We start from the raw sequence: 22,767 nt of genomic DNA, 5'->3' as shown, positions 1-22,767 counted from the left end.
GAGATAAATTGATTTCTATAAAAAGAAAAGATAAAGATTATGTTCATACAAGGGACGCTAATTTGAACACTGAATTGACAATCATTAATGAACAGCTGATTAGCAATATTATGAGTTAAAATTGGCTGGTCTCATTAATTTATATACTACTTACTCACAAAACCCGTATTTTGTACATATGTCTATGAGTTGGAATAAGCCCTGTTTGATTCTTTTGACTCCGATGATTCTATTAATTTGATAATATCTTCTGAACTTAAGTTGTCTCCAAAATGTGCAGCTGTCTTTTAATTCACCGTTAAAGCATGCGTGCCTTCCGCTTATGTGCTGCCCTCACGGACAAAAAGATGCATTTCCCCATAAGTGACAAACGGACTGATCTTCATCCCCCTTAAACTCAAACCAAACACCGGTATCCTCGACTTCCTTAGTCGTAGCTTTAACGCCTTTTAAGCCGTTTGCAGAGATATTCCAGAAAAAAGTAACACATTCATTTTCATCGAAATTGAAACTTTTCCATTATCAAAACACGCTCCTTTTCATTAAGTTCCATGATTTCTTCGTAATGCGTAACAATATGTTCAAACGTTGTTCATTTCAAAATTGATACATTTACTTTCTTAATCGTCAAACATTCATCTAAATTTTGTTCCTAAAATAATCAAACATGTGGAATTAGCACCTCCATACAACTAAATATTCATAATGTTTCATTAATGCAGTGTGCACAGGCTTTTGTCTCAGCATCTACGATCGCATTTTTCATTGACACAAATATGCCTACATAACTTTGTGTCATTGGACAACCAAGATGTCGGTAGACAAGAACATCGTCCCTTATAGGATAAGAACTTGGTCCCTTTGCCGATTCCCCCACTTTTTCCGGCATAAAAAATCCACCCATATAAATGAGTTGATCAATAACCATGTTTTCTTACATAATTAACCATATTGGTCACTGACTTCGGTCGTTCCGCCCACCTATTTGTCCGAAGTAACCAGGTGCGCGCGCACAGCAGCTCGTCACGCCGCCGGCACCGATTCACGCAGCTCCCGGTAGTTGTAGATTTCCCCGTTAAAAATAAGTGATACTTCGCCCGGCTCGTTGTGCGTCGGCTGCGAACCTTGAATTCATACAGTTTACTTAGGAAGGGTATCACTTCAACTCATCCATGAATAGGCTATTGTAATAAATTGAATAATGGAGGTATCCCAGATGACCTTTGGGAACGAATATCCAAACAGCCAGGCTAATCCATCCGTATACCCTTACTTTACCCGTTACAATCCTTTCCCTTACTCTCATTACTACCATCTCTTCCGTTCAGAAAGCAGTCTGGCAGATCTACCCTCAGACAGCGAAAACACCAAAAAAGAACTTTTAAATGGTTATATGAACGAAAATGAATGCAGCGGGCAGGGGATTAAGCTAAATACTGGAGGAGAAGTAGGCGGTAAACACGGCATTGGTTTAAATGCTAGCGGGAATTTAGGTTTAGGTAGCATGGGTATGTATGCGGGCGGCCATATAGGCACTCCTTCATATGGAATCCATGCGCAAGGCAATACTCATCTGGACAGCAGCCAGGGTCTAGGGCTCAATGCCGAAGCCCAGGCCTTCGGCAAGTACGGGATTGCGGGTCAGGCAAAAACCCAAATAGGTGGCGGTCAAGAGGCAGGTTTTCATACGGGGGCGCAGGTCGGCGGAGAGTACGGTATGAGTGCTGATGCCGAAGGACACTTGGGGTTCAGTCAAGGCGCGGGTCTGCAAACCCATTTGCAGCTTGGTGGCGAAAATGGTCTCGGCGCCCAGGCCAAGGCACAACTCGGCGGTGGTCAAGGAGCAGGCTTAGGTGTTGCCGGACAGGTAGGCAAATATAATGGAAAGTTAGGATTTAATATCGGCGGCAAGGACAAAGAAACCAAGGAGTAAAAGTTGCCCCAACGTTAAGTATTTAACCTTTCATTAGACATCCTTATGTTGGCACTTTTGTGTCATTGGAGACCATCCATGGCTAGCGACCCGCCAAAAAGAAGCCAGGAACGAAAATTTCTCTTGGCTTCTTTTTGAGCTCACCGGCCTTCTAGGCGGATTTGTGTATTTTCACTATGTTCCAGGTATAACAAACACTCTTATGAATATCGAATCACTCCTCCATTTACGTGTAATACTTGGCCTGTCACAAACATGGAATCGCTGGCCGCTAAATAGACGTAGGCTGGCGCAACCTCGAATGGCTGCACAGCACGACCGAACGGGCTGTCGACGCCCCAGGTACTCACCATCTCAGCAGGCCAAGAGCTCACAGTAAGAGGCGTCCATCCTGGTCCAGGAGCCACCCCATTGACCCTGATTCCCTTGTCGGCGAGCGATACGGCCATTGTACGAATGAAGGATACAATCGCTCCTTTGGTTGCCGAATAGTCGATGGCGTTTTTGTTTCCCTCATAGGCCACCCTTGAAGTCGTACAGATGATCGCACTGCCTGGACTAAGAAAAGGTATGGCGGCTTTCGTCAAATAAAACATAGGAAAGACGTTCGTTCGAAAGGTATTTTCCAGTTGTTCGTCAGAAACGTCCATAATGCTGGGTGTGTACGGCTGCACGGCGGCGTTACTGACCAAAATGTCCAGCCTTTGATAATGGTGTATCGTCTCCGCCACAATTTCGGATGAGGCAGCCGGATTGCGAAGATCGCGAGGCAGGATCAGGCAACGAACGCCGAATTGCTCAACGTACTGTTTGGTCTCTGCTGCATCCCTGTGCTCGTTCAAATAGACGAGTGTCAAATCCGCTCCTTCTTTGGCATATGCTACCGCGATAGCGCGTCCGAATCCGCTATCGCCTCCGGTAATGATGGCGGCTTTTCCTTTTAGCTTGCCACTACCGATATAACCGGGATTATCAAAAATAGGCTTGGGTTCCATCAAGTACTCCAAACCGGGGTTCTGATCCTGGTGCTGCGGCGGGAATGCTACTGGCTCCATAACGGTCTTAGTCCGCCAGCCGATGTAGGGATATATAGGATAACCTTTCATCATAGGCCTCCCTTCTCTTGAATTTCTCTTGTAAAAGATCTTGTGGGCTTGCTAAAAAATGGTTATTTATATTACCAACTTATGAAATCCTTTATGAGAGTATGAACGGAATAAAGCCCTTATGTACGCTAAACCCATTCCAATTGTCAAATAGAAAATATTAGAGCATAAACGCTACTACATTTTTTTTGGTGAGTTGAGCGAAGAGAGAATCAAATGACGATCTACCCCCTATCCCGCAGACGACCTTCGTCATGGCGGAAGCAACAATTAATCATCTTATATAGGAAACGGGAAGGCATAAGCAGATTATCTTTGCTTATACCTTCCCGTTTCTTGTATATTCTTTTTCATGCAGCAAGCCGATTACTTCATAAGATCATCGCTTAGTTTCATAATTTGCTCCGCATACTATTTCTTTCGTCCACCAGTAACTAAGCTATGAACTGGATTTCTCCTCTATAAATTAAGTTGAAAATGAAATTGGTATTAAGAAAGATGAGGGTATAGTGCAGGAACGCCACCTGCAAGTCCACCTTGTATCATTCGGCTGTTATCATCAGCAATAATTTCAAAGCTGCCAGATTCTATGCCATCAATAGCTATTTTTGCGATATCTGCAGGGCTTACTTTGGGAACTTCTAAGCTGGATGTCATGTCTGTCTCCATAAAGCCAACATGTAATCCTGCTACTCTCACATTATGTGGATACAGGTTTATACGTAAATCATTCGTCAATGCCCATGCTGCAGCCTTCGCGGCTGTATAAGCACCCGCAGTTCCGGAACTAAACCAAGATAATGCGGAAAGAATATTCAAAACCGATCCTCCCCCGTTTTTCTCAATGATCGGTGCAAAAGCACGAACCATGTATAGCGTACCGAAGAAGTGCGTATCAAACTCCAACTGTATTTTTTCCACATCTCCTTCCAGCAAAGAAGCGCCAGTAGATGATCCTGCATTGTTGATTAAAAGCGTAACGTCCTTAGCGAGGATAGCAGCTGCTTCAACTTCTTGAGTGTTGGTAATATCAAGCTTTACAGGTATAACGCCTGGAATATCAATGGTTTCCGGATTTCTTGCACCTGCATAAACCTTAGCCCCTCTGGATAGAAGTTCTAGGGTGAGATGGCGGCCAAAACCTCGGTTTGCTCCAGTTACAAATGCCACTTGTTCAGAAATTATCATTTTATTTACTCCTTTTATTCATCGTTTAACTACTATATGGGAATGATCATTCTAAAATGAACACAAGAATAGATCATTTGTGAAAGAAAACTATAGCAAGAAACGAAATATATTTCGAGAACGATCATTCTAGAATGTGCATAAGCAATTATCTTTAAATAATAATTACTTATATAAAAGTTTAATTGATAAATCGGCTATTCGATGTAATTTTTCTTTAGGCACTGAAGTCCTTGTCATTACCCTTAACCCCACACAAACAGAATGTAGATGTTCCGCTAGTTCGTCGGCATTGTAATCTGAGTTAAACTCTGCATCCTTCTGCCCCCACAGAATAATATCTTTGAGCAGCTGCTCTGATAAGGTGAACGATTCAGTGGACTTCAAATCCACATCGGCATCGCGCATTGCCAATTCCACGGCTGAATTTACCATCAAACAGCCTGAGGGCGTATCTTCTTCACCATTTATTATGAAACTAAAGATAAGCTGAAGTGCCTCAGTTGCAGTATTGGAACGTTTAACTTCCCCCGTAAGCTCAGCATTCACTTTATCGCGAAATCGGTCCATTGCTTTCAAAAACAGCGTATGCTTGTCGCCAAATGTGTCATATAAACTTCTTCGATGAACTCCCATATGCTCTACAAGATCTGTCAAAGATGTCTTCTCGTAACCCTGTTCCCAAAAAAGCTTCATCGCCTTATCTAATACTTCGTTCTCTTCGAATTCTTTGCTTCTTGCCATTCTATTCCCTCCCTAATAGTAAATGTAACATATTGAGAACGATCGGTAAAGAATGGATTCATTCTTTACCGATCAAAAGATGAACTTCAAAATCAATGACTCAATTTGCAATTGCTAAATATCAAATTAGTCTCCTTTGAACTACCCTTTGCTCTAGTAGCGTTAGATACATGTTCTTTTCCTCTTACACATCCTCATAGTGCCGGAATTTATTATGATTCGATTACCTTAAGATAAGAAGCTTGAATTTTATAAATTAGAAACCCTCTAACATTGCATTACATGTTAGAGGGTTTCGTGTGTAGCTGCTAATGTTAGCGAATACTACTTCATGATACTAATGGATTTCGTAGTATTATCGAAGAATACATCTGCACCAAAATACTCAGCAATGAAGCGTAATGGGAGCATAGTACGTCCGTTTACAAGTTCAGCTGCAACATCCATTCCTGGTGCAAGTTCACCGATCGAAATCGACAAAGTCTTACCTTCCAAGGTAATCATTACGGTTTTCGTAATGTTATCCCAGCCTACATTTGCTCCTAAGCTCTCCGCAACGAAGCGCAGTGGTACTAAAGTTCTGCCTTTAACTACCATCAACGAAACATCCATACTCATTTCGATTCCGTTTAATTTATACCCTTTCTTACCTAGAGTAAATTCTAATTTCACAGGTTCAGGCTTGGTTGTAACAAAGATATAGCCTAGCCCTTTTGCCATGAAGGTAAATTTACCTGTCTCACGGTCATAGTTGCCGCCTAAGCGTTCCATGTTGCCGTCTAATCGAAGCATGATACCGCATAACTTGCTAATATCGTTAGTCGACAACTTCTCTTTTGTCAGATCGAAGGTTACTGGTATAAGTCCTGTATAATCCGTTACTTCCCGACCATCTGCGAAGATCTTCAACTCATATCCCCGCTCTATAACTCTGTCTCTTTCATCTACAGGTTTAATGACAACCTTCAGCCTCTTGCCTGTATTCAACTGCTTCAACAATTCAGGGGACAATTCAACAGATACGGTGTTATTCGTAACGGTTAGCGGTTTGTTGGCTTTAATAATCGCACCGATCGTATCGCTTTGAATCTCAAGCTCATCTTTTCCGGCTGACATCGTCAATTCAATGGAATTGCCTTTCTTCAGCTGTTCTTTGACTGTAGTATCAATAAGATCCGCTACCGGTGATTCTGGCGAAGGAGTCGGCGTGCTGATTTGGCCACCTGAACCTTCACCGTTATTATTTGCAGTAATTACGATAGTTAACTCTATTGTATCCATGCCAGCATGATTGGAAGCCGTAACAGTGAATTTGTATGTTCCCGCTTCAGTAGGCACCCCTGAAATAACACCCGTAGCTCCTTCTAAATTCAACCCAGCAGGTAAATAATTATCACTCACTTTCCAGGTAATCGGTTCGTCGCCATATACTGCTAATGTTACCGTATACGGTTGTTCAACTTTGCCGTTTGGCAGATTCTTAGTGATAATCTCCGGAGCTGTGTCAACTGGCTTATCCTCTTTAATCTCGATGCTCAATACTCGCTTATCTATACCAAAATCATTCGTTGCTGCAACAGTGAATTCGTATGATCCTGCCTCTTGAGGTGTACCCGAGATAACACCTGTTGCTTCATCTAGGTTCAAATCTACTGGCAAATCTCCTCCCTGGACCTTCCAAGTAATCGGTTCGCTGCCGTATACCGCTAATGTTACCGTATAAGGTTCTCCAACTTTGCCACTAGGCAAAGACTTAGTGATAATCTCCGGAGCTGTGTCAACGGAGACAGCTTCAGTGATCACTATACTGAACGGTTTCGAGTCACTGCCTGCGTCATTGTTAGCTTGAACTTTGAATGTAAACTGACCCCATTGATCCGGTGTACCCGAGATAACACCTGCATCTTCATCCAAGCTCAATCCTGATGGTAATAGACCATCTACAATGGCCCATTTGATCGGCTTATCGCTATCAGTGGTAAGAATTGTCGAATAAGGCTGTCCTACCTTGCCAACCGCAAGCGAATTCGTCGTAATCGTTGGCGCAGTACCTGCGTCTTCAACCCATTTCGCATATAATTCAATATCCCTTGTAACAGGATCAGCAACGAAATCCCAGGCATCGTTTAATCCTGCATCTTGATACCAACCGTCGAAAACTGTGTTTTCTTTTGTCGGCGCTGTTGGCTCGGTAATTGTCCCGCCCATATCAGCGAACTTCATCACCACTTCGCTGCCACCATTGGAATCAAAAGTTACCGCATAAGGGTTATGTGCGCCGATGGAAGGCGTTCTGCCGCTAAGTGGATTGCCGAAGAAGTCTGTTCTCTCCGTCATATGAGGCAGAGCATTCGCGCGATCCACATATGGGCTTGCAATCTCGGCACCTGAACCATAGGCTAGGTTATTACCGCCAGCAAGACGGAACCCGTTCATCGCACTGTAATCAAGCTTGGCATCCACTGTTCCGCTGCTGGTAATCCAATGTTCCGGCGCAGATTTATAATCATTTAATATAGCATTTAGTTCCTCTTCCGTTACATAGCGGTTGTCTGTTGCTGTTACGCCTGCACCTAGATACCCGCCTCCACCTGCGTTCATGCTACCAAAAAGATTAGCCGGATATACAATGTTGTTCGTAAACCGTCCGGCTGCAAATGGAGATGATGTTCCCCCGCCTTTCAGACCAACCTGGTTGTTTTCCCCGGTGTAGGCAAAAATATTATTTTGGAAATAAATATGCAAGTTGGAGGCTGTCGGATCAAATACTAACGAACTGCTATTCTTCAATGGTGTGACGATGACATTGTTATAGTATAAACCGCTTAATTCCTCACTCGTTGAAGAACCTCCCGCAAGTAATATAAGACTGTTAAAGCTCTTGTTAAAATCCGGGCTGCGACCGTCGTTCACGCTAATGTTATACCGAACGATATTGCCCTTGGCAGCATTCATCTGTAAGTACCAACCGCCATAGTTATTTCGGCTGTAATTGTATTCATACACATTGTCCTGACAATAGTTGTCAATATCCCAAGCCATACCGTCATTACTTGCATGATATGGGTTATCCACGGCTTCATTATAGCGGAAGATCGTGCCTTTACTTGCCATAATCCACGCTGCCGCATAGTTTTGCGAGCCTAGATATGTTGGCGTTGTATTATTTGGCCCCCAGTTTGTAACCAGGTTGCCGCTCTTATCGCTTAAATAGCTGTAACCGCTGTCTGTGACCACATTTCGTTCCACAAGGGAGTTGTTCCCGCCGGACATGACAATGCCATCTCCAACCGAACTAGAAATCCAGTTGTTTCTAAACACAGCGTTTGATGCCCAAGGATAGCTTGAGTTACTCCAAGTAATGCCTGTGTTATTCGTCCCAGGATTGCTTGGTCCGTAGGCATTGTTGCGAATACCTTCGTTATCGCAGCGAAGGGTTTTGTTACCTTCAACCAAGATATCTACATAACCATTAATAATGATACCGCCGGATACCTTACTTGCTCCATTTGCTTGGTGCAGCCCATTAACATCATGCACGTAGTTATCTCGAATGACGATTCCTTGCATACGAGCATCAGCATAATCTTGAATATTAAACTGACCTTGTCCCAGCTTGGAAATCCGTGACATTACAGCGATACCGGAACGGCCGTCACCTGCTTTATTGCCGATGTTCGTTACTTCAATTCCACTGACTACCCAATAGTTAACGTCATATAACTCAATTGTACCGTTTAAGGAAATGCCTGATGGGCTTGACGCTGTTCCTCCACCATTAATTATCGGGCGTTGGTTAGGGTCGGTCGTATTATATTTTGTAAGCGTAATCGGATTCCCTTCCTCACCATTACCGCGCAGTCTGATTTGTTCATTCCATACGCTATTCGCATCCAGATAAATGGTTGAACCTGGCATAAATACATATTCATTAATCTTGGAGATTGATTTCCATGCCGTAGCCGGTGTGCGTCCATCTGCATGATCGTCACCGTTATTGGAGAAATAATAATCACGGACTTCAAGTGGTAGAATGTTCAATTCGAATGTGATTTCGGCGGGATTCAGATCAAGTCTAACCGTATATTTTCCCGGCACGATATTATTTCTTGCGAATGATTTTTTGTTAATCTTCAATACATTACCGCTAACCGTATAATCCACATCCCGCTGCAGAGTTACAGCGCCGATCTCCACTCCAGCTAGATCTGCTAAATCAGGATTTACGGTGATATTATAGTCATCCAGACCAATAACATATGTGCTGTCTTCCAAGTTACTATACTCTTTAGGCATGAGCCTTAGCGTAATAGAAGCTGTTCCGGTTTGGGCTGTTACTCCACTATCGATAACATATACGTCATCAATAAAGTGCCTGTTCTGTATATCCTTAACCGTTCCAGCCTTGTTGCCCCAGTTCGTAGCAAGCTGCAATGCATCGATCTTGGAAATATTGTTCTTAACTAGGGTATCAAAATTGCCGCCATCTGTTGATTGCCTTTGAACGTCTTGTCCATCGATTTTATAGGTCGTTCCTGTTGATGTAACGAACCATTGGAATTTATGCCAGCCTTCGCTTCGCTTGACATCTACAGGATAGAATCTCCCTGATGAACCGGGTCTGACTGCGTAATTGGTCAGATTTGCCGCCCAATCGCCATCTCCATTGCCATAATTTATTGCGATATGTTCATTGGATGATGGGGTTAAGCCAAAGACAGCGTGGTCATTGGAAGCCGCTCTGCCATCATCATAGTACCAAGCAGTAACGATTGTTGTCTTACCGGTTGCAGGGGCGTAATTATAGGTTCCTGGAACAGTAGCCACCTGACCGGCGCCGCTTGATGTTGCGGCCTTTCCTCCGGTACGGGACATCACATCGCTGTGAACATATCCGTTCGTACCATTTGAAAATTTCTTCTCCCCTTCAAATCCATCGTAAAACATAGTGTCAGCCTTATTGAAATAATCAACGCTCACCTGAACAGTGACCTCTTCGTTCCCTGTCGGAACATAACCTTTCTTAACGGTTACGAATCCGGCATCATCAACTTCAATCTTATCCTTGTCTTGATCTACCGGGCTGAAGCTGATGTTATCAGCAACGAACACATCAGCAGTGTCTACGATTAACCGCGTTCTATCTCCTGCCCGTAAAGTATCGCTCTGGCGAATTAGCGCAATGTTGGCTGAATATTGTGCACTCTCCCCTGATTCAGCAGAGTCCAAGAATCGTGACGTTGCATTGCCGTTTGCTGTTATTTTAAATGTATCATTTAAAGTCGGGGACAAAGCCGCATCATTGATTGTTACTGCAATCGGGCTTCCTTTAGCCACCCCATTACTGAAGAGTTGAACCGAATAGGCAGATGCGTTAGCGACGCGATCCCATGTAGCGTATGTGCCGTTCCATCTGACATTTACCGGTGCAGGCAATTTCTCGATCTTCAATCTTCCGGATGCTGCAACTTCTTCACTGATGTCCCCCGCATTATTAATGACAATGGCTGTAACAGTGTAGTTGCCCACTCCCAGTGCCCTTGCATAGGGCAGAACATGATGCCTTTCATGATTGTTGGGCCGGTCGGGTCCCCCATTTTTCGATAAATAATAACCAACAGGTCCACCGTCTTTGAACAGTGTTACAAGGGTATCACCGTAATTAGAAGCGCCACTATAAATGCCCGTGTCTAAGTCAAGCGTCGGGTTAATTGGCGCATTCACCTGTGTCTTGGTGGTTATCAACAACGGTACAGCATTGGATTTCACCACAATTCCGTCTGTCGAGGACACTTCGCAATAATAGAAATTGCCTTGTTGTGAAGCTGAGTCCACATTGGGAAGCGTTAACAGCGCCTTATCAGCTCCGCTGACTTTTGTCCCGTTCAAACCAGTCTCGTCATCAGATACATACCATTGATATGCTGAAGCAGCGGCTGATGCCGTAACACTAAATGTCGCTGTCTCACCTTGTTTCACTTTTGCCGCTGTTGGCTGAGTGATTATTTCTAAATTTGGCAATCCGCCGGGAGGTGCCAAATTCAATGTTAATGTTCTGTTTCCTGTTGTTGTAGCCACATCTTTTACAACATAAAAATCGTCGATTAGATGTTTATTCTTAATATAAGCTTTGTTGCCTGACTGATTGTTCCATCCTCCAGCTATTTTAGGCTGAATGGTTGTACCGCTCTTCATAGCTTTGTAAATATCACTTTGCGCTGAATCGGATATTAATGTTCCGTCTATTTGTAAAGTCGCACCATTCGGTGTAATAAGCCACTCGAATTTATGCCAGCCTGTGGAACGTAAAGCCCCGCTATCTTTCCAACGTTTGCCTGCTGTACCCGCTGATGATGGTGCATATGCCCAAGTATATCTAGTCGGGTTATGAATAACATCAGCCTCTGAACTTTGATAGAATGTCCCGGCAAAGGTGCCATTTTTGCCATCTACAATAGCAAATTGAGTTCTATCCGTCGCTGTCTTCTCCTCATCAGGATACGGGTCAAAATACCATGCCGTCATCTTATAATTGCTCCCTGCCGGCAATGCCACGTCTTGGGCTACATTTTCATTATTCGTATCATTCGAAGGTGTAATCGCTTTCAATCCGGAACGGGACTGAGCATCGGACAGCGTGTATGAAGAACCTAATTTGACCGTTGATGTCATCGGACCATTGTTGTACTCGAAATCCTCCATGAATAACACATCTGAGTCATGGTAATAACTCGCCGCGGCCGTGATTGTCACTGGGATGCCCGGAGCACCTGGCGATGCAAATGTATAACCGCTCGCTAAAGTAATGTTCCCCTGATTATTAACAGTTAAAAGATTCGAATTGCTGGAATCATAATTAACCTCGTCAATAACCGGTCCCTTCACCAGACTGCTTAAAGGCGAACCTTTATAGGTAAGATTTACCCTGCCTGCCTGACCTGCTGCTTGTGTCAATTCTAGTACAACAGAGTCAAAAGATTCGCCCGCTCCCGCAGCTGACACTTCAGATGAAGGCGCCAAGCCGAACAGACCAGGGAATACCAACGAAGTTGCCGTAATCATCGACAAAGCTTTTTGCATCCATTTCGATCGTTTCATCCCAAAAATCCCTCCCTTTGAAATTAATAAGTTACTACTTTATAAAAAATCCACATCTATGAAAGTCTCAATAGACATAGATTTTTATAAACTTAAAAACATAACTATTCTAGTTCACTACTAATGCACTGAATCGATTACCGTTATACACGATCTTCAACTTATTCGTATTTGCAATTAACGCTCGCAAGTCAGACTCCGCACATCCGTATATAATGGAATCTTTCACTTCTTCCAGTTTAAGCTTGGTGATTTTCGGTTTTGTGGTTAATGTGGCAACGACATCCTCGCCCATATATTTACCGATTACTGTCTCACCTACAGAAGCAGCAGCTAAAGACTCCCAGAACTTAAGAGACTCGGTTTCTTCTTTGGATATATCCAAACGATTTAGCACTTTCTCTTCCTTGGCCTGTCCCGCTGTCGCTAACGCGGCCGTTAATTCATCAGCAACACGAACATATTCCGCACTTTTTGATGCATACTCAACTTGCAACTCTGCTTCGCTCATTTTCGTTTTTTTAACCTGGGTTTCTACCAAATCCGGCCAACGGGCGCCACTTAAATATTGCATGTATTGATTTAAGTCAAACTGAGGCAACCCATAGTAAGTTCCTTCTGAATCATCCATCTTAGCTCGCTTTACATTTTCCTCTTCCATGTCGGATTTTAGCTCATCAAAGCTTTTGTAAGGGGCAATCCCCCGCTCGTCTGCAAAAAATTGCTCCTGCTTGGTCTTTAACAATGCAGTCATCGCAGATTTTTTGGCGTATTCAGATGGAGTTTCATGATTTTTGCCGTATTGACGTGTCCAGAAGCCCTCATCTACTTGGACCCCATAAGTTCTGAAGAAATAGTCTGCCGTTATAGCTCTTTGCTCCTTTACATAAAATTGAAATTCTTCCTCTGTTACGGCGTATCCATCTACTGTAAATATCCAATTTCCAGGCAGTTCCGCCTTTTTGTTAGTTAAGCTCAACACGAGTAAAGCAAAAACAATCAGAGCGGTAAACAAGATAATCACAGTTGTTTTTCGTCTAGTAATCCCCATGACGTCCCTCCTTTCAAATATTCAGCCTAGCTTTGCAAGAAAGTCTATGACAGTAAAATTCGTCGCCGTTGTAGAAGAAGTTCCCAAATTTAAATGGATAGACATAATTGTAAGTTTAGCTACCCCCTAATGTAAGCGCTTATTTAGACTGAATTAGAACAAATTTGACTTGATCTTAATGATGATTAAAGCTAAACAGTTCAATACTAAATTCCAAGAAATAAAAAAGCCGAATGGATCGTTCTCATCCACTCAGCTCATAGGTTTATTTTACAATAATCTGTATCGTATCACTTTCCGTTGTTCCACTTCCATTCATAAACTCACCGCGATATTGATAGATGCCAGGAGATTTCCCTGAAATTTGTGTAGTGGCCGATTGAGCACTTGGTGTTTGTGAAGATAAAGATTGCGTTTCAATAAGTTCGCCATTTTCATATAATCGATACTGTGCTGCGTTCGTGCCCCACCACATATTAGCAGTAATGCTATAGTCCCCATCTTGATCCCAGTTGTCACTAGACAACACAGGTTTGCCGGGCTTCGCATCAGTCACGGTGACGGTGTGTGGATCACATGAAGTCGTTCCATACAAATTCGATAACTCACATGTATACACATAGGTTCCATTCGGCTTTCCTTGAATAGGAATAATGGAAGTCTGGGCAGCTGGCGAAACATCGGGGAGTGACTTCGTTTGGATCAATTGGTCATTCTCGTACAACTTATACAGTGTGCCATTGTTTCCCCACCACATATTCATCGTAACCTCATAATTGCCATCATGTAAGCCTGTCGCAACACCGCTATTATTCGATAGTGTCGGTTTACCTGGCACCCCATTTGCAAGCAACGGCAGACTACTGGAATGCCGTTCGAACTTGACTGCATCAGCCCTCGTATAAATCATATCAGCAGGTAGAGTTGGCGGATCTACCGTTGTCGGAGTAACCCTTGTTAAACGAACATACTCGCTGCCGTCTCCAGTAAAATCGAACGTTCCTAGATTAACCCAACCCGACGAGCCGACGGATGCATCGATATACGTGACCTCGGTAACCGACTGATGCTTCACTTCCACTTTGACATAATTATCATTTGCCGTCGTATGGACGAGCTTGTAGACGGAGACCGTATATTTCCCCTCTGGAAACTGTCCTTTCCACGTCGCGGATGATCCTTGAACGGTAGAGTAACGGGACTTAACACCAATTTTGTATCCGGCTAAATTGCTTTGACTCCAAGACCCTTCTGTCGTGTACAACCCAGTCGTATTCGTGCTGTCGACAATAACCGTTAAGTCCCTGATCGCAATTGTCAAAGGCGGTGTTGTTAAGGTCAACCCGTCCATCGTTACAGTGGCCCATACCTCAATGTGATCCTTTTCCCCGTCGAGACTTAGAAGGGTCAACAAACCGCTACTGTCCACTTCAGCCAGATCGGTTCGATCAACGAAATACTGCACATTTGCCTTTGATAGATCACCAATCAGACCGTTATCCAAATAGCCGGTTACGCTCAGTTGTGCGGTTTGAGTCATCTGCAGTTCGTTCCGATCCGACAGGATCACCGCAGACTCCAATTCCGGCATCTTGTTCGGGTCCACCCACATTATCGCATCGGCAACTACTCGAGACTTATTGGCCTTATTAGTTAATTCCACGTACCCACTATCGCCTGCTGCAAAAGGATAAGCTCCTAGGTGCACCCAAGTCCCATTGGCCGCTGTCTTATCTACGGTAACCGTCTCGGAGCCTCCGCTATAATAAACGGTAAATGAGGCATTCGTTGCCCAATTTTCACTGGTAGCGGTTATTTGCGGAAGCTTGTAATACACGCTGTAAGTAACAGTTTCCGGCAGCTTAGGCCGCCATACAATTCTGCTTGTTGCTGTGCCGGCAGTCGATTTGGCGTACACATAGTTATCATAGTAGTAGTCGTTAGCCGTTGTATCCCGTATCCAGACGCCTTCTGTCTCTGCCTCCGTATTATCCACAATGATAGATGAACCCTCCTGCCAATCCGGTTGAACTGGAGTTTCGGTTACCTGATCAGGCAGATAGAGTGTCCGCTTGCGAGTCTGTTTCCCTTCCGATTCCACATAATAAGTGAAGGCTTGGGATAAATCGTTTACCCGTATCGACCATTCCATCGGATAGATCTTATCTGGAATGGTTGTATACGTAGCCCCGCCATCCAATGAATAATGGATCGTCGCTGGTTTCGTCGTTTTTGCCTGCACATAAGCATCGTAAGCCGTTTCGTCGGGCTTGACGATCAGCATGCCTTTAACCGCATCTATTGGACTGTGGATATCGAAGAAATAGCTTGCATCCGATGTTTCAGCAGTTCTGACCTGGTGCAGCGGCACTTGAATGTTGAGTCCTTCCACAATGATAGCGGTTATTCCCTTGCTTGAAACCGTGGCTTGAATGATTCCGCCACTCATAACCGCTTGCTCTGGTGTGCCATTGTCGCGGATGATGGTTACAGTATAATCTTGTACCGGGTTGAACCCAATGATTTGCGCATTCAGTTCGATCGGAGTCTGGACTTCAGCTGACGATTCGTTGCTTAACCCGATGTAGAATTTATTCCCGCTCTCTCCCGTTATCCAGTTCAATTGAGGATGGTTGGTCTGAATTATCCCCTTAGGCATCCAGAGCCAAACGTTGGAATTACCGTAAAAATGACCTGGTTTATTTCCATAGAGGTGATATTTGAACCATAAAAAATTTGTTTCAAATACAGAAGGAAATGTAATATTTCCATTCGATTTCAACGATTGTTCGCTGATCAAATAATCCATCGTTTGCCCGAGCTGTCCCGGTATATGGTGATAATAAATAGATGTAGCCCCGCTTGGGCCTTCCAGAGGAAACTCCGGTTCAAGTTGACTAACGGCGAAGCCCTTATAGTAATAACCTGGATAGCTCGAATATCGACCAATAACCGAATTATGAGCAATATCCTGCAGCAGTTTATCACCTGTATAGAGCGACAATCTCAGCATGAATGGAGCTTCCTGAGCATTCATCCGATAATAGCCAGTTGTACTTCCTGCTTCAAACGTCAATCCATTGGGAGAAACAAGCCAACTATCCGCTTGTAAGCCTCCGGCTACATCTTCTGGGAGCTTGATCCGAGGATATTGATATTTACCACTTTCCGGCCAATGGAACGACTCCGCGTAATTATACGTCTCAGGCTGCGGAATCGTAACGGCACCTTCTGGAACCGGACGAGCAACGAACATCGTTGCATACCGTTTGGCTTCTTTATAAGCAGCATTCAAGTATTTGGGTTCCTGAGTTTCCTCGTAAAGCTCCAAGATCTCCATCCACAGCTTGCTATAATAATAAATGAACTCATTTTTACTCACATTTACGGATGCAGGTGTATCAATATGCTGCATGATATAGCTGTCGGCTGCATCCTTGGCAGCCTGTAAATACTGCGCATCTCCCGTCATACGATACATCATCAGGGGCTGAATGACAGGACCCCGGTCTTTCTGGTCAGAATCACGCACGAGGTACTCTTCCTGTGCCAGCGCTCCAATTCCTGCCGTAGTCCCCATCATCTGATTGACAGCGGCTACGCTTGAAAAATCAAACGGCAAGGTTGCCATTTTCCATAACGACGGCACACCGTATACTGGCTTCTGCGTCGGCGACCAGCCTATACCATTTCGCGATAAGCCATACTGGACGGATGGCAATGCTCTCGTATCGTAAAGCTGGTCATCCCCAGTCAAATAGTAAGCCCCCAAAAGAACCGCATTCGAGCTTGTTCGAACACTATCCTCGTTTTCGATGTCAATAAAGCCCTTGGCACGGCTCCACCATCCGCTGGGTGACGGGACATAATCAACAGAGTCATCCCCTTGCGGCTCTATCTTAAGTAAATCGATCATATTGAACATCGCGTCAGTAAGCGACTGATCTGATACATTTTCCCGGTATGCGGAATAACCGTACTCATTGCGAAGAATATCCGCGTAGGACTCATACAAATTGCTTTTTTGAGCGATTAGTCCCATATGAAATTGATAAGTTCTTTCTGCGGCCATTTGCGAATAAGTCCCTAATTGAGGAGCATACAAGATTGGCTGCACGCTGCCTTCGTTGTTGACAAGGCTCATGCCAAGCCTTTGTTTCGTAACACCTCCCGTCGGTTCAAATTCAACCGGGAGCTCATCCGAAGGTACAAATACCCCATACGTCAATGGATTCCCCGAACCGTCATTCTTTTCAACCAGACTCATTGGAGCGCTTAGCTCCCTTAAGCTTGTTGATTCCACCGAACCTACCATTTTGGAGTGTGACCTAAAACCATTTAACACCTCATTGATGCCAGAGATTTGCTCAGTTGTGAAAGACTGATAGCCGATCACATAATTGCCATCCCGGCGGGGTGTAAAGGCGAAGGAAACATCAGGTTTATCCCCTGACATGGACCAGTTCACTTGTAAATCGTAATCGCTTCCATGTGAAGAATCGGTTAATATCGCCGTGTGGCTGTCAGGGAAATCAATCTCGTCGAATGTAATCCAGCGTTTGTTCATCGTATCGTAGTAATTGGTTAGACTCCCCGCATTCCCATCTAATAAGACCCATTGCTCTTCAAGTCTTTCCGCCACATTATTGACAGGCACCCAGTTCCCCGTATCCGAGTCCTTGTAGAACAAATCACGAACGATGGATTTGCCACCATCCCAAGCTGCTTCATAGAAGGTTACTTTGTAGCTGGCATTCTCGATGCTGCCTTTTTCCGTGTAACTGAGATTCGCCAATGTACGGCTACGCAGCGGAGGCAACGGCGGAGCTTGCTGCCGGATATTCCCTTCAAACTTGACCGCATCGGCCCGCGTAATGATCTTTCCGGTCGTAGGTTGCGTTCGAGTCAGTCTGACAAATTCGCTATCATCACCACTGAAATAATAGGACCCCAAATCAACCCATCCGGCCGATGGGCCCGACGAGGGCCTCAGATCCATAAACATGACATCCGTAATCCCATTGTGAACAATTTCAATTTTAACATTACTGTCTGCTTTATCCGCCCAATCAAGCTTGTTGAATGAAATTTTCGCCGTCCCTGCTTCCAATCGCGGATTCCATGTGATGCTTCTTCCTACTGCATCGGTAAATTTGGAACTGGAATTATTATATCCCTTCACTCCCGTACTTGTAGTCCAATAAGGAGCGGAGAACCCGTTATTTGCGTTATCTACATCAGTGGTGACGACATCATCAATCGTGAGGCTTCCATCATCAATGATGATCGTCTTATGCGGCTCTTTTTGCTGAATATTCCCTTCGAACTTGACCGCATCAGCTCGCGTAATTATCGTGCTGGTTGTGCTGGTAGACCGAGTTAATCTAACGAATTCTTTACCAACTCCGGAAAAATAGTACTCTCCCAAATCAACCCATCCCGCAGGAGCACCAAATGAAGGCCGCAAATCCATATAGAGAACGTCAGTCGTTCCATTGTGGACGATTTCAATTTTCACATTGCTATCTGCTTTATCTTCCCAGTTAAGTTTGTATAACGAAATTCTCGCCGTTCCCGCTTCCAATCGTGGATTCCAGGATATCGCTCTGCCTGCTGTACTCGTATATTTAGAACTGGAGTTATCATATCCCTTCACCCCTGTACTTGTGGTCCAATTCGGAGCTGAATATCCGTTGTTCTCGTTACCCACATCAGGTGTCACAACATCATTGATCGTGATGCTCCCGTCATCGATGATAATCGTCTTATACGGTAAGGGCTCCGCGTATGCGGTCCTTAGTCCGACTAGGCTGAAAGGAACTAATATCGTCACGATGAAAACGATTAAGAAAAACAGCTTCCTTTTTATCATACAACTCACAGCCTCCCTTGTGTTGATAACGCTTTCAAAATAATATTGCCCTCCTTTGTTCGAAGATCGTATAGAAGCAATTAGCCTTATCCTTCTAACTAAGCCCGCTCTGTCGGTTTTATCATAGCATGTTACAGAACTGTGAAATTTCTTTGATTTTAAGAATTTCTTATAAGATTTTAAGCAAGAAGAAACGACTTTGTCGTCCTTTAAAAAAGAGACCTACATCATAACTGTCCGCTCAACTGCAGTCAGTTATGATGTAGGTCTACCAATTGTACAAAGCCTAATGATTAATTATAATGGCGGCTGCACTAATAACAACTTCCCAAGCTGAATCACCGTTTGATCATACCAATCTGGATGCTGCCTAACGTGCTCTCTACTTCGTTCATTGCCGCATGCTTCAAACACGGCCGCTTTGTCTGTCTTCTCGGTATCGATTTCAAAGCGAACCGTATGTTTCCCATTCGGGAGCTCCGGCAAGAATACATACTGATTTCGATTATGATCGTTGTGTAGTGTGAATCGATCGATAATAAAGGGTTCCCCACCATCCACCGACACCTTCAATCTGCCAGAATCAGGCCCACCGATATCGAATAACCCGATATGGGTGCCCTCGAACTGCACCGTGATAGCCTCTCCAGGATCGACTGCTCGCCATAGGCCGGGGAACAACCAATTGTACTCGCGCACTAAAGCAAAATCATCGGGCGTCATGTAAGACCATCCTGCGGAAAAAGTAGTAAGACTATCCAGTGACAGCATGGTCGCATACTCCCAAGGATTAGCCGGGACCAATGGATTCTGAGGTAAGTGATGTACTAACCTTCCCTGATGACCTCTGAGTTCGCTAATTGTCTCAAATGACCTGGTGATCGTATCCGTGTAAATCTGGTGTCCTTCGGGAATAGTCGGATGGATCGAATCATGCGTAAAAACAACTGCTCCGGAAATGGACACGTCTTCCCTTGAGGTAAAAACGAGTTTTCCCTCCGACACCAAGTGACTGACCGCTACGCCCAGATGAATCGAAGGAATACCATAATAGTCGGCCACTTCCTCTTGCATTAGAGCCCCCTTCTGATATTGCCCGGATTGAAATCCGACCACATCCCGCTCCTTCAGCGTATAAACGAACAGGATATCGGTAAACCGGCTCCGCTTGCGGATCTGACGGACAATCCCTTCGATCCGCGCCTTGGATTCGGGATCTCCGCCATCGTTACCGACAAATTCAACAAATACTAGATCAGGCCGATGACGCAGTACATCTGTCTCCAAACGGGCACAACCCAAATCCGATCCTGTCCCATTAATGCCTGCATTCACAGAGCGGATATCCGCTTTAGGATATTTCTCACGAAGCCAATCCGCCGTCATGACCCTGTAGCCTTCAGAACGAGTATTACTGCCGCCGAAATAGACGATTGTTACGGTATCCCCATTTTCCAATTTCTGAATTATATTGGGGAGCCCATTACGAGGGAATAATTCCTTCATCGTGACTTCACCTGACCTCATTTATCAATTTTAGGAGCAAACAATTTTACTGCAAACACTTCAAAATAAGGTGAACCATACGTTGCGCAGAAATTAATCCGGATTCGGGTTACACATTTCGCATCCACCTTATGTTTATTCAACGTGAGATAATTCCCACGAGCTATGATTGTCCTCTCGGTTCCGTCTTCTAAGGTCAAGGTCATATCATAATCTTGGATAAGGGACTCGATCGGGTCGTTGAAATGCTCCAAATCCAACTGTGAATTGAAAACAAGATGGATTTCGTCTACATTTTTGGGGCTTGCAAAACAGAATTCCAACCATTCCTGTTCTTCCGTACGTTCAGAAATCCAGCCGTTTGGTAGACCATAAGGTCTGGAGAAGCCGTTGACGACATTCTCGGGATTATACATACTCTGGGACGGTAACAGATCCTTGAAGCAAATGCTCTTATTGAATTTCTTCAGCCTGGACGGCTCTTCCGGTTTATAATGGAAGCTGACCGCTCCAGTGATTTTTTCTTCATTGCTGTAGATGGCAAGGCTCGCCGTACCTTCCAATACGATGTAGATTTTGTCGTCAGCCGGTTTCTTGCACCCCAAGTTTAGCGTAATCCAGTCGTCATGACCGGCAGCAATAACCAAGCGGTAATCTTTCAACTCGCTGGTGGGAATGTAGTTTTCCTTCCGTTCCCCGCCAAACAGCTTCACATGCAAAGTTTCCGAATGCTCGGACCTATTTTTAATTTTGATCCGTACACTTTCAGCCACGGATGTCTGAATCGGCAAAACCAAACATAACCCTTTCTCCAAGGAAATCTCTTCAGTTGGATGAAGATTATCATAGCTGCGCTGAGACGAGGCACGAATAGTTAATCCGTCTGCGAAGTAAGGATTCAATTCCTCTTGAAGCCCTACAATCGTTTGGCCATCTCGAAGCAGCAGCCCCTGCAGCTCCTCCATATGAGATTCGATTATGGCTGCGGGGTCTATCTCATATTTCAAGCATAACGAAGCAGCCGTTCCAACCGCCTGCCCCATACAACCGCAGGTTGCCATTACCCTAGTAGATCCGAAAGCCACATGGGTAGCACTTATGTTGCGACCAGCAAACATGAGATTAGGAATATTTCGTGAAAATAAACTGCGGAAAGGGATATTGTACAATCCTGGCACGAAATTCCATGCTGTAGCTGGCCCCTCATCGTAGATGCCCTTATTCGCATGTAAATCCATATACCATCCACCGACGGATACAGCATCTTCGAAATGCGGCTTTGCTGTAAGGTCGTTCTGAGACAACATGTGGTCCCCTATGAACCGCCTCGACTCCCGCTTTCCCGGAATCGGGCATACATAATCCAAGATGAGATTGTCTACATCATCAAATTCGCCGCTATTTTTGATATAATCCCAAATCCCGTACACCAATTTCCGCAGTTCCAATGCGATGTCTTCATTATTCTTGATAATATCCATATGTCCACCATATTCCAGCCACCACAATCCGCCAAGCCCATTGATTTTTCTTGGTAAAGCCCGATGGTTTAAGCCTTTTCTGATACTATCGAAAAAGTCCAACTTCGTAATATCATACGCAAAGCCAGGCCTTTTGAATGGAACGGAATATTCTACGTCACGGGCTTGAAACAGGATCGTATCGCCCATGGTGTAATGGTCCGCCACTTCAGGAGCCAATTCTTCCTTGTATTCATGCTTCGCTTCTCTCCCCCAGCGGAAGAGAGCACCTGCTTGATATCCGACAACTCCATCTCCGGAGCAATCGATGTAGGTTCGGCTTTCGAAACGAAATTTTCTTTCGGAAGCCAATTGAAGGCCCTCCACCCATTTAATTCTGCCGTTCTCCATGCCCGTCTCATGCACGCATGTATTCAGAAATAGAGAAATATTAGCCTCAGCATAAACCATATCCAACAAGACCGTATCCGAAAGCGAAAGCATAAGCTTCTTGTTGTATAACGGATTATAGTGAAAAATCTTCAACTTGAGTTCTTCCACCAACCCGCCCTCGCGTGCATAATAGGATGGACTGTTTCCGAGATATGCAGACCCGTTGATATGAACCCTGACCTCGCTGCTCGCATTTCCTCCAAGAACCGGTCGATCATTAATAAGTGAAACCTGCAGCCCTTGGCGTGCGGCAGCGATGGCAGCGCATATCCCAGCAATACCTCCGCCTACGACGGTTACATCTGCTTTAATAAGCTCCATTTTGATAACCTCCATGATTAGATCCTTCTATCATG

11 protein-coding genes are annotated in these 22,767 nt (G+C 44.5%); 1 reads left to right on the top strand and 10 read right to left on the bottom strand.

Annotated features, from left to right (window positions below):
• Nucleotides 1–700: 700 nt before the first annotated feature.
• Both QNH28_RS15460 and QNH28_RS15455 read right to left on the bottom strand, forming a co-directional pair.
• The gene (locus QNH28_RS15460; RefSeq protein WP_283907486.1) at nt 701–928 is read right to left on the bottom strand and encodes a hypothetical protein; all 228 of its coding nucleotides are present in this window, start codon (nt 926–928) and stop codon (nt 701–703) included.
• 95 nt (nt 929–1,023) lie between these two features.
• Nucleotides 1,024–1,131, bottom strand: a complete 108-nt coding sequence (locus QNH28_RS15455; protein WP_283912162.1) for a hypothetical protein — start codon at nt 1,129–1,131, stop codon at nt 1,024–1,026.
• Nucleotides 1,132–1,216: 85 nt separating this feature from the next.
• Between QNH28_RS15455 and QNH28_RS15450 the strand changes: the two genes are divergently transcribed.
• A complete protein-coding gene (locus QNH28_RS15450; protein ID WP_283907485.1) occupies nt 1,217–1,933 on the top strand; it encodes a hypothetical protein in 717 nt (238 codons plus the stop codon).
• A gap of 200 nt (nt 1,934–2,133) precedes the next feature.
• Here the strand turns inward: QNH28_RS15450 and QNH28_RS15445 are convergent, their stop codons facing one another.
• From QNH28_RS15445 to QNH28_RS15410, 8 genes are all read right to left on the bottom strand, one after another.
• Nucleotides 2,134–3,039, bottom strand: a complete 906-nt coding sequence (locus QNH28_RS15445) for an SDR family oxidoreductase (RefSeq protein WP_283912161.1) — start codon at nt 3,037–3,039, stop codon at nt 2,134–2,136.
• Between the two features lie 489 nt (nt 3,040–3,528).
• Nucleotides 3,529–4,227 (bottom strand): SDR family oxidoreductase, encoded by a 699-nt coding sequence (locus QNH28_RS15440; protein WP_283907484.1) that lies wholly within the window; start codon nt 4,225–4,227, stop codon nt 3,529–3,531.
• Between the two features lie 165 nt (nt 4,228–4,392).
• A complete protein-coding gene (locus QNH28_RS15435) occupies nt 4,393–4,971 on the bottom strand; it encodes a TetR/AcrR family transcriptional regulator (protein WP_283907483.1) in 579 nt (192 codons plus the stop codon).
• Between the two features lie 324 nt (nt 4,972–5,295).
• Nucleotides 5,296–12,069 carry a stalk domain-containing protein gene (locus QNH28_RS15430; RefSeq protein WP_283907482.1) on the bottom strand — a complete coding sequence of 2,258 codons (6,774 nt, stop codon included), beginning with the start codon at nt 12,067–12,069 and terminating at the stop codon, nt 5,296–5,298.
• Between the two features lie 109 nt (nt 12,070–12,178).
• On the bottom strand, nt 12,179–13,120 hold the full coding sequence (locus tag QNH28_RS15425; RefSeq protein WP_283907481.1) for a hypothetical protein: 942 nt from the start codon (nt 13,118–13,120) through the stop codon (nt 12,179–12,181).
• A 265-nt stretch (nt 13,121–13,385) separates the two neighbouring features.
• Nucleotides 13,386–18,992 carry a golvesin C-terminal-like domain-containing protein gene (locus QNH28_RS15420; protein ID WP_283907480.1) on the bottom strand — a complete coding sequence of 1,869 codons (5,607 nt, stop codon included), beginning with the start codon at nt 18,990–18,992 and terminating at the stop codon, nt 13,386–13,388.
• A 297-nt stretch (nt 18,993–19,289) separates the two neighbouring features.
• Nucleotides 19,290–20,498, bottom strand: a complete 1,209-nt coding sequence (locus QNH28_RS15415) for an SGNH/GDSL hydrolase family protein (RefSeq protein ID WP_283907479.1) — start codon at nt 20,496–20,498, stop codon at nt 19,290–19,292.
• 17 nt (nt 20,499–20,515) lie between these two features.
• The gene (locus tag QNH28_RS15410; protein ID WP_283907478.1) at nt 20,516–22,732 is read right to left on the bottom strand and encodes an FAD-dependent oxidoreductase; all 2,217 of its coding nucleotides are present in this window, start codon (nt 22,730–22,732) and stop codon (nt 20,516–20,518) included.
• Between the last annotated feature and the right edge of the window lie 35 nt (nt 22,733–22,767).

Source organism: Paenibacillus sp. G2S3, assembly GCF_030123105.1.
Taxonomy (GTDB): Bacteria; Bacillota; Bacilli; order Paenibacillales; family Paenibacillaceae; genus Paenibacillus_AQ.
The sequence above is the reverse complement of the archived record's forward strand: the minus strand, read 5'-3'. Positions and strand labels throughout refer to the sequence as shown.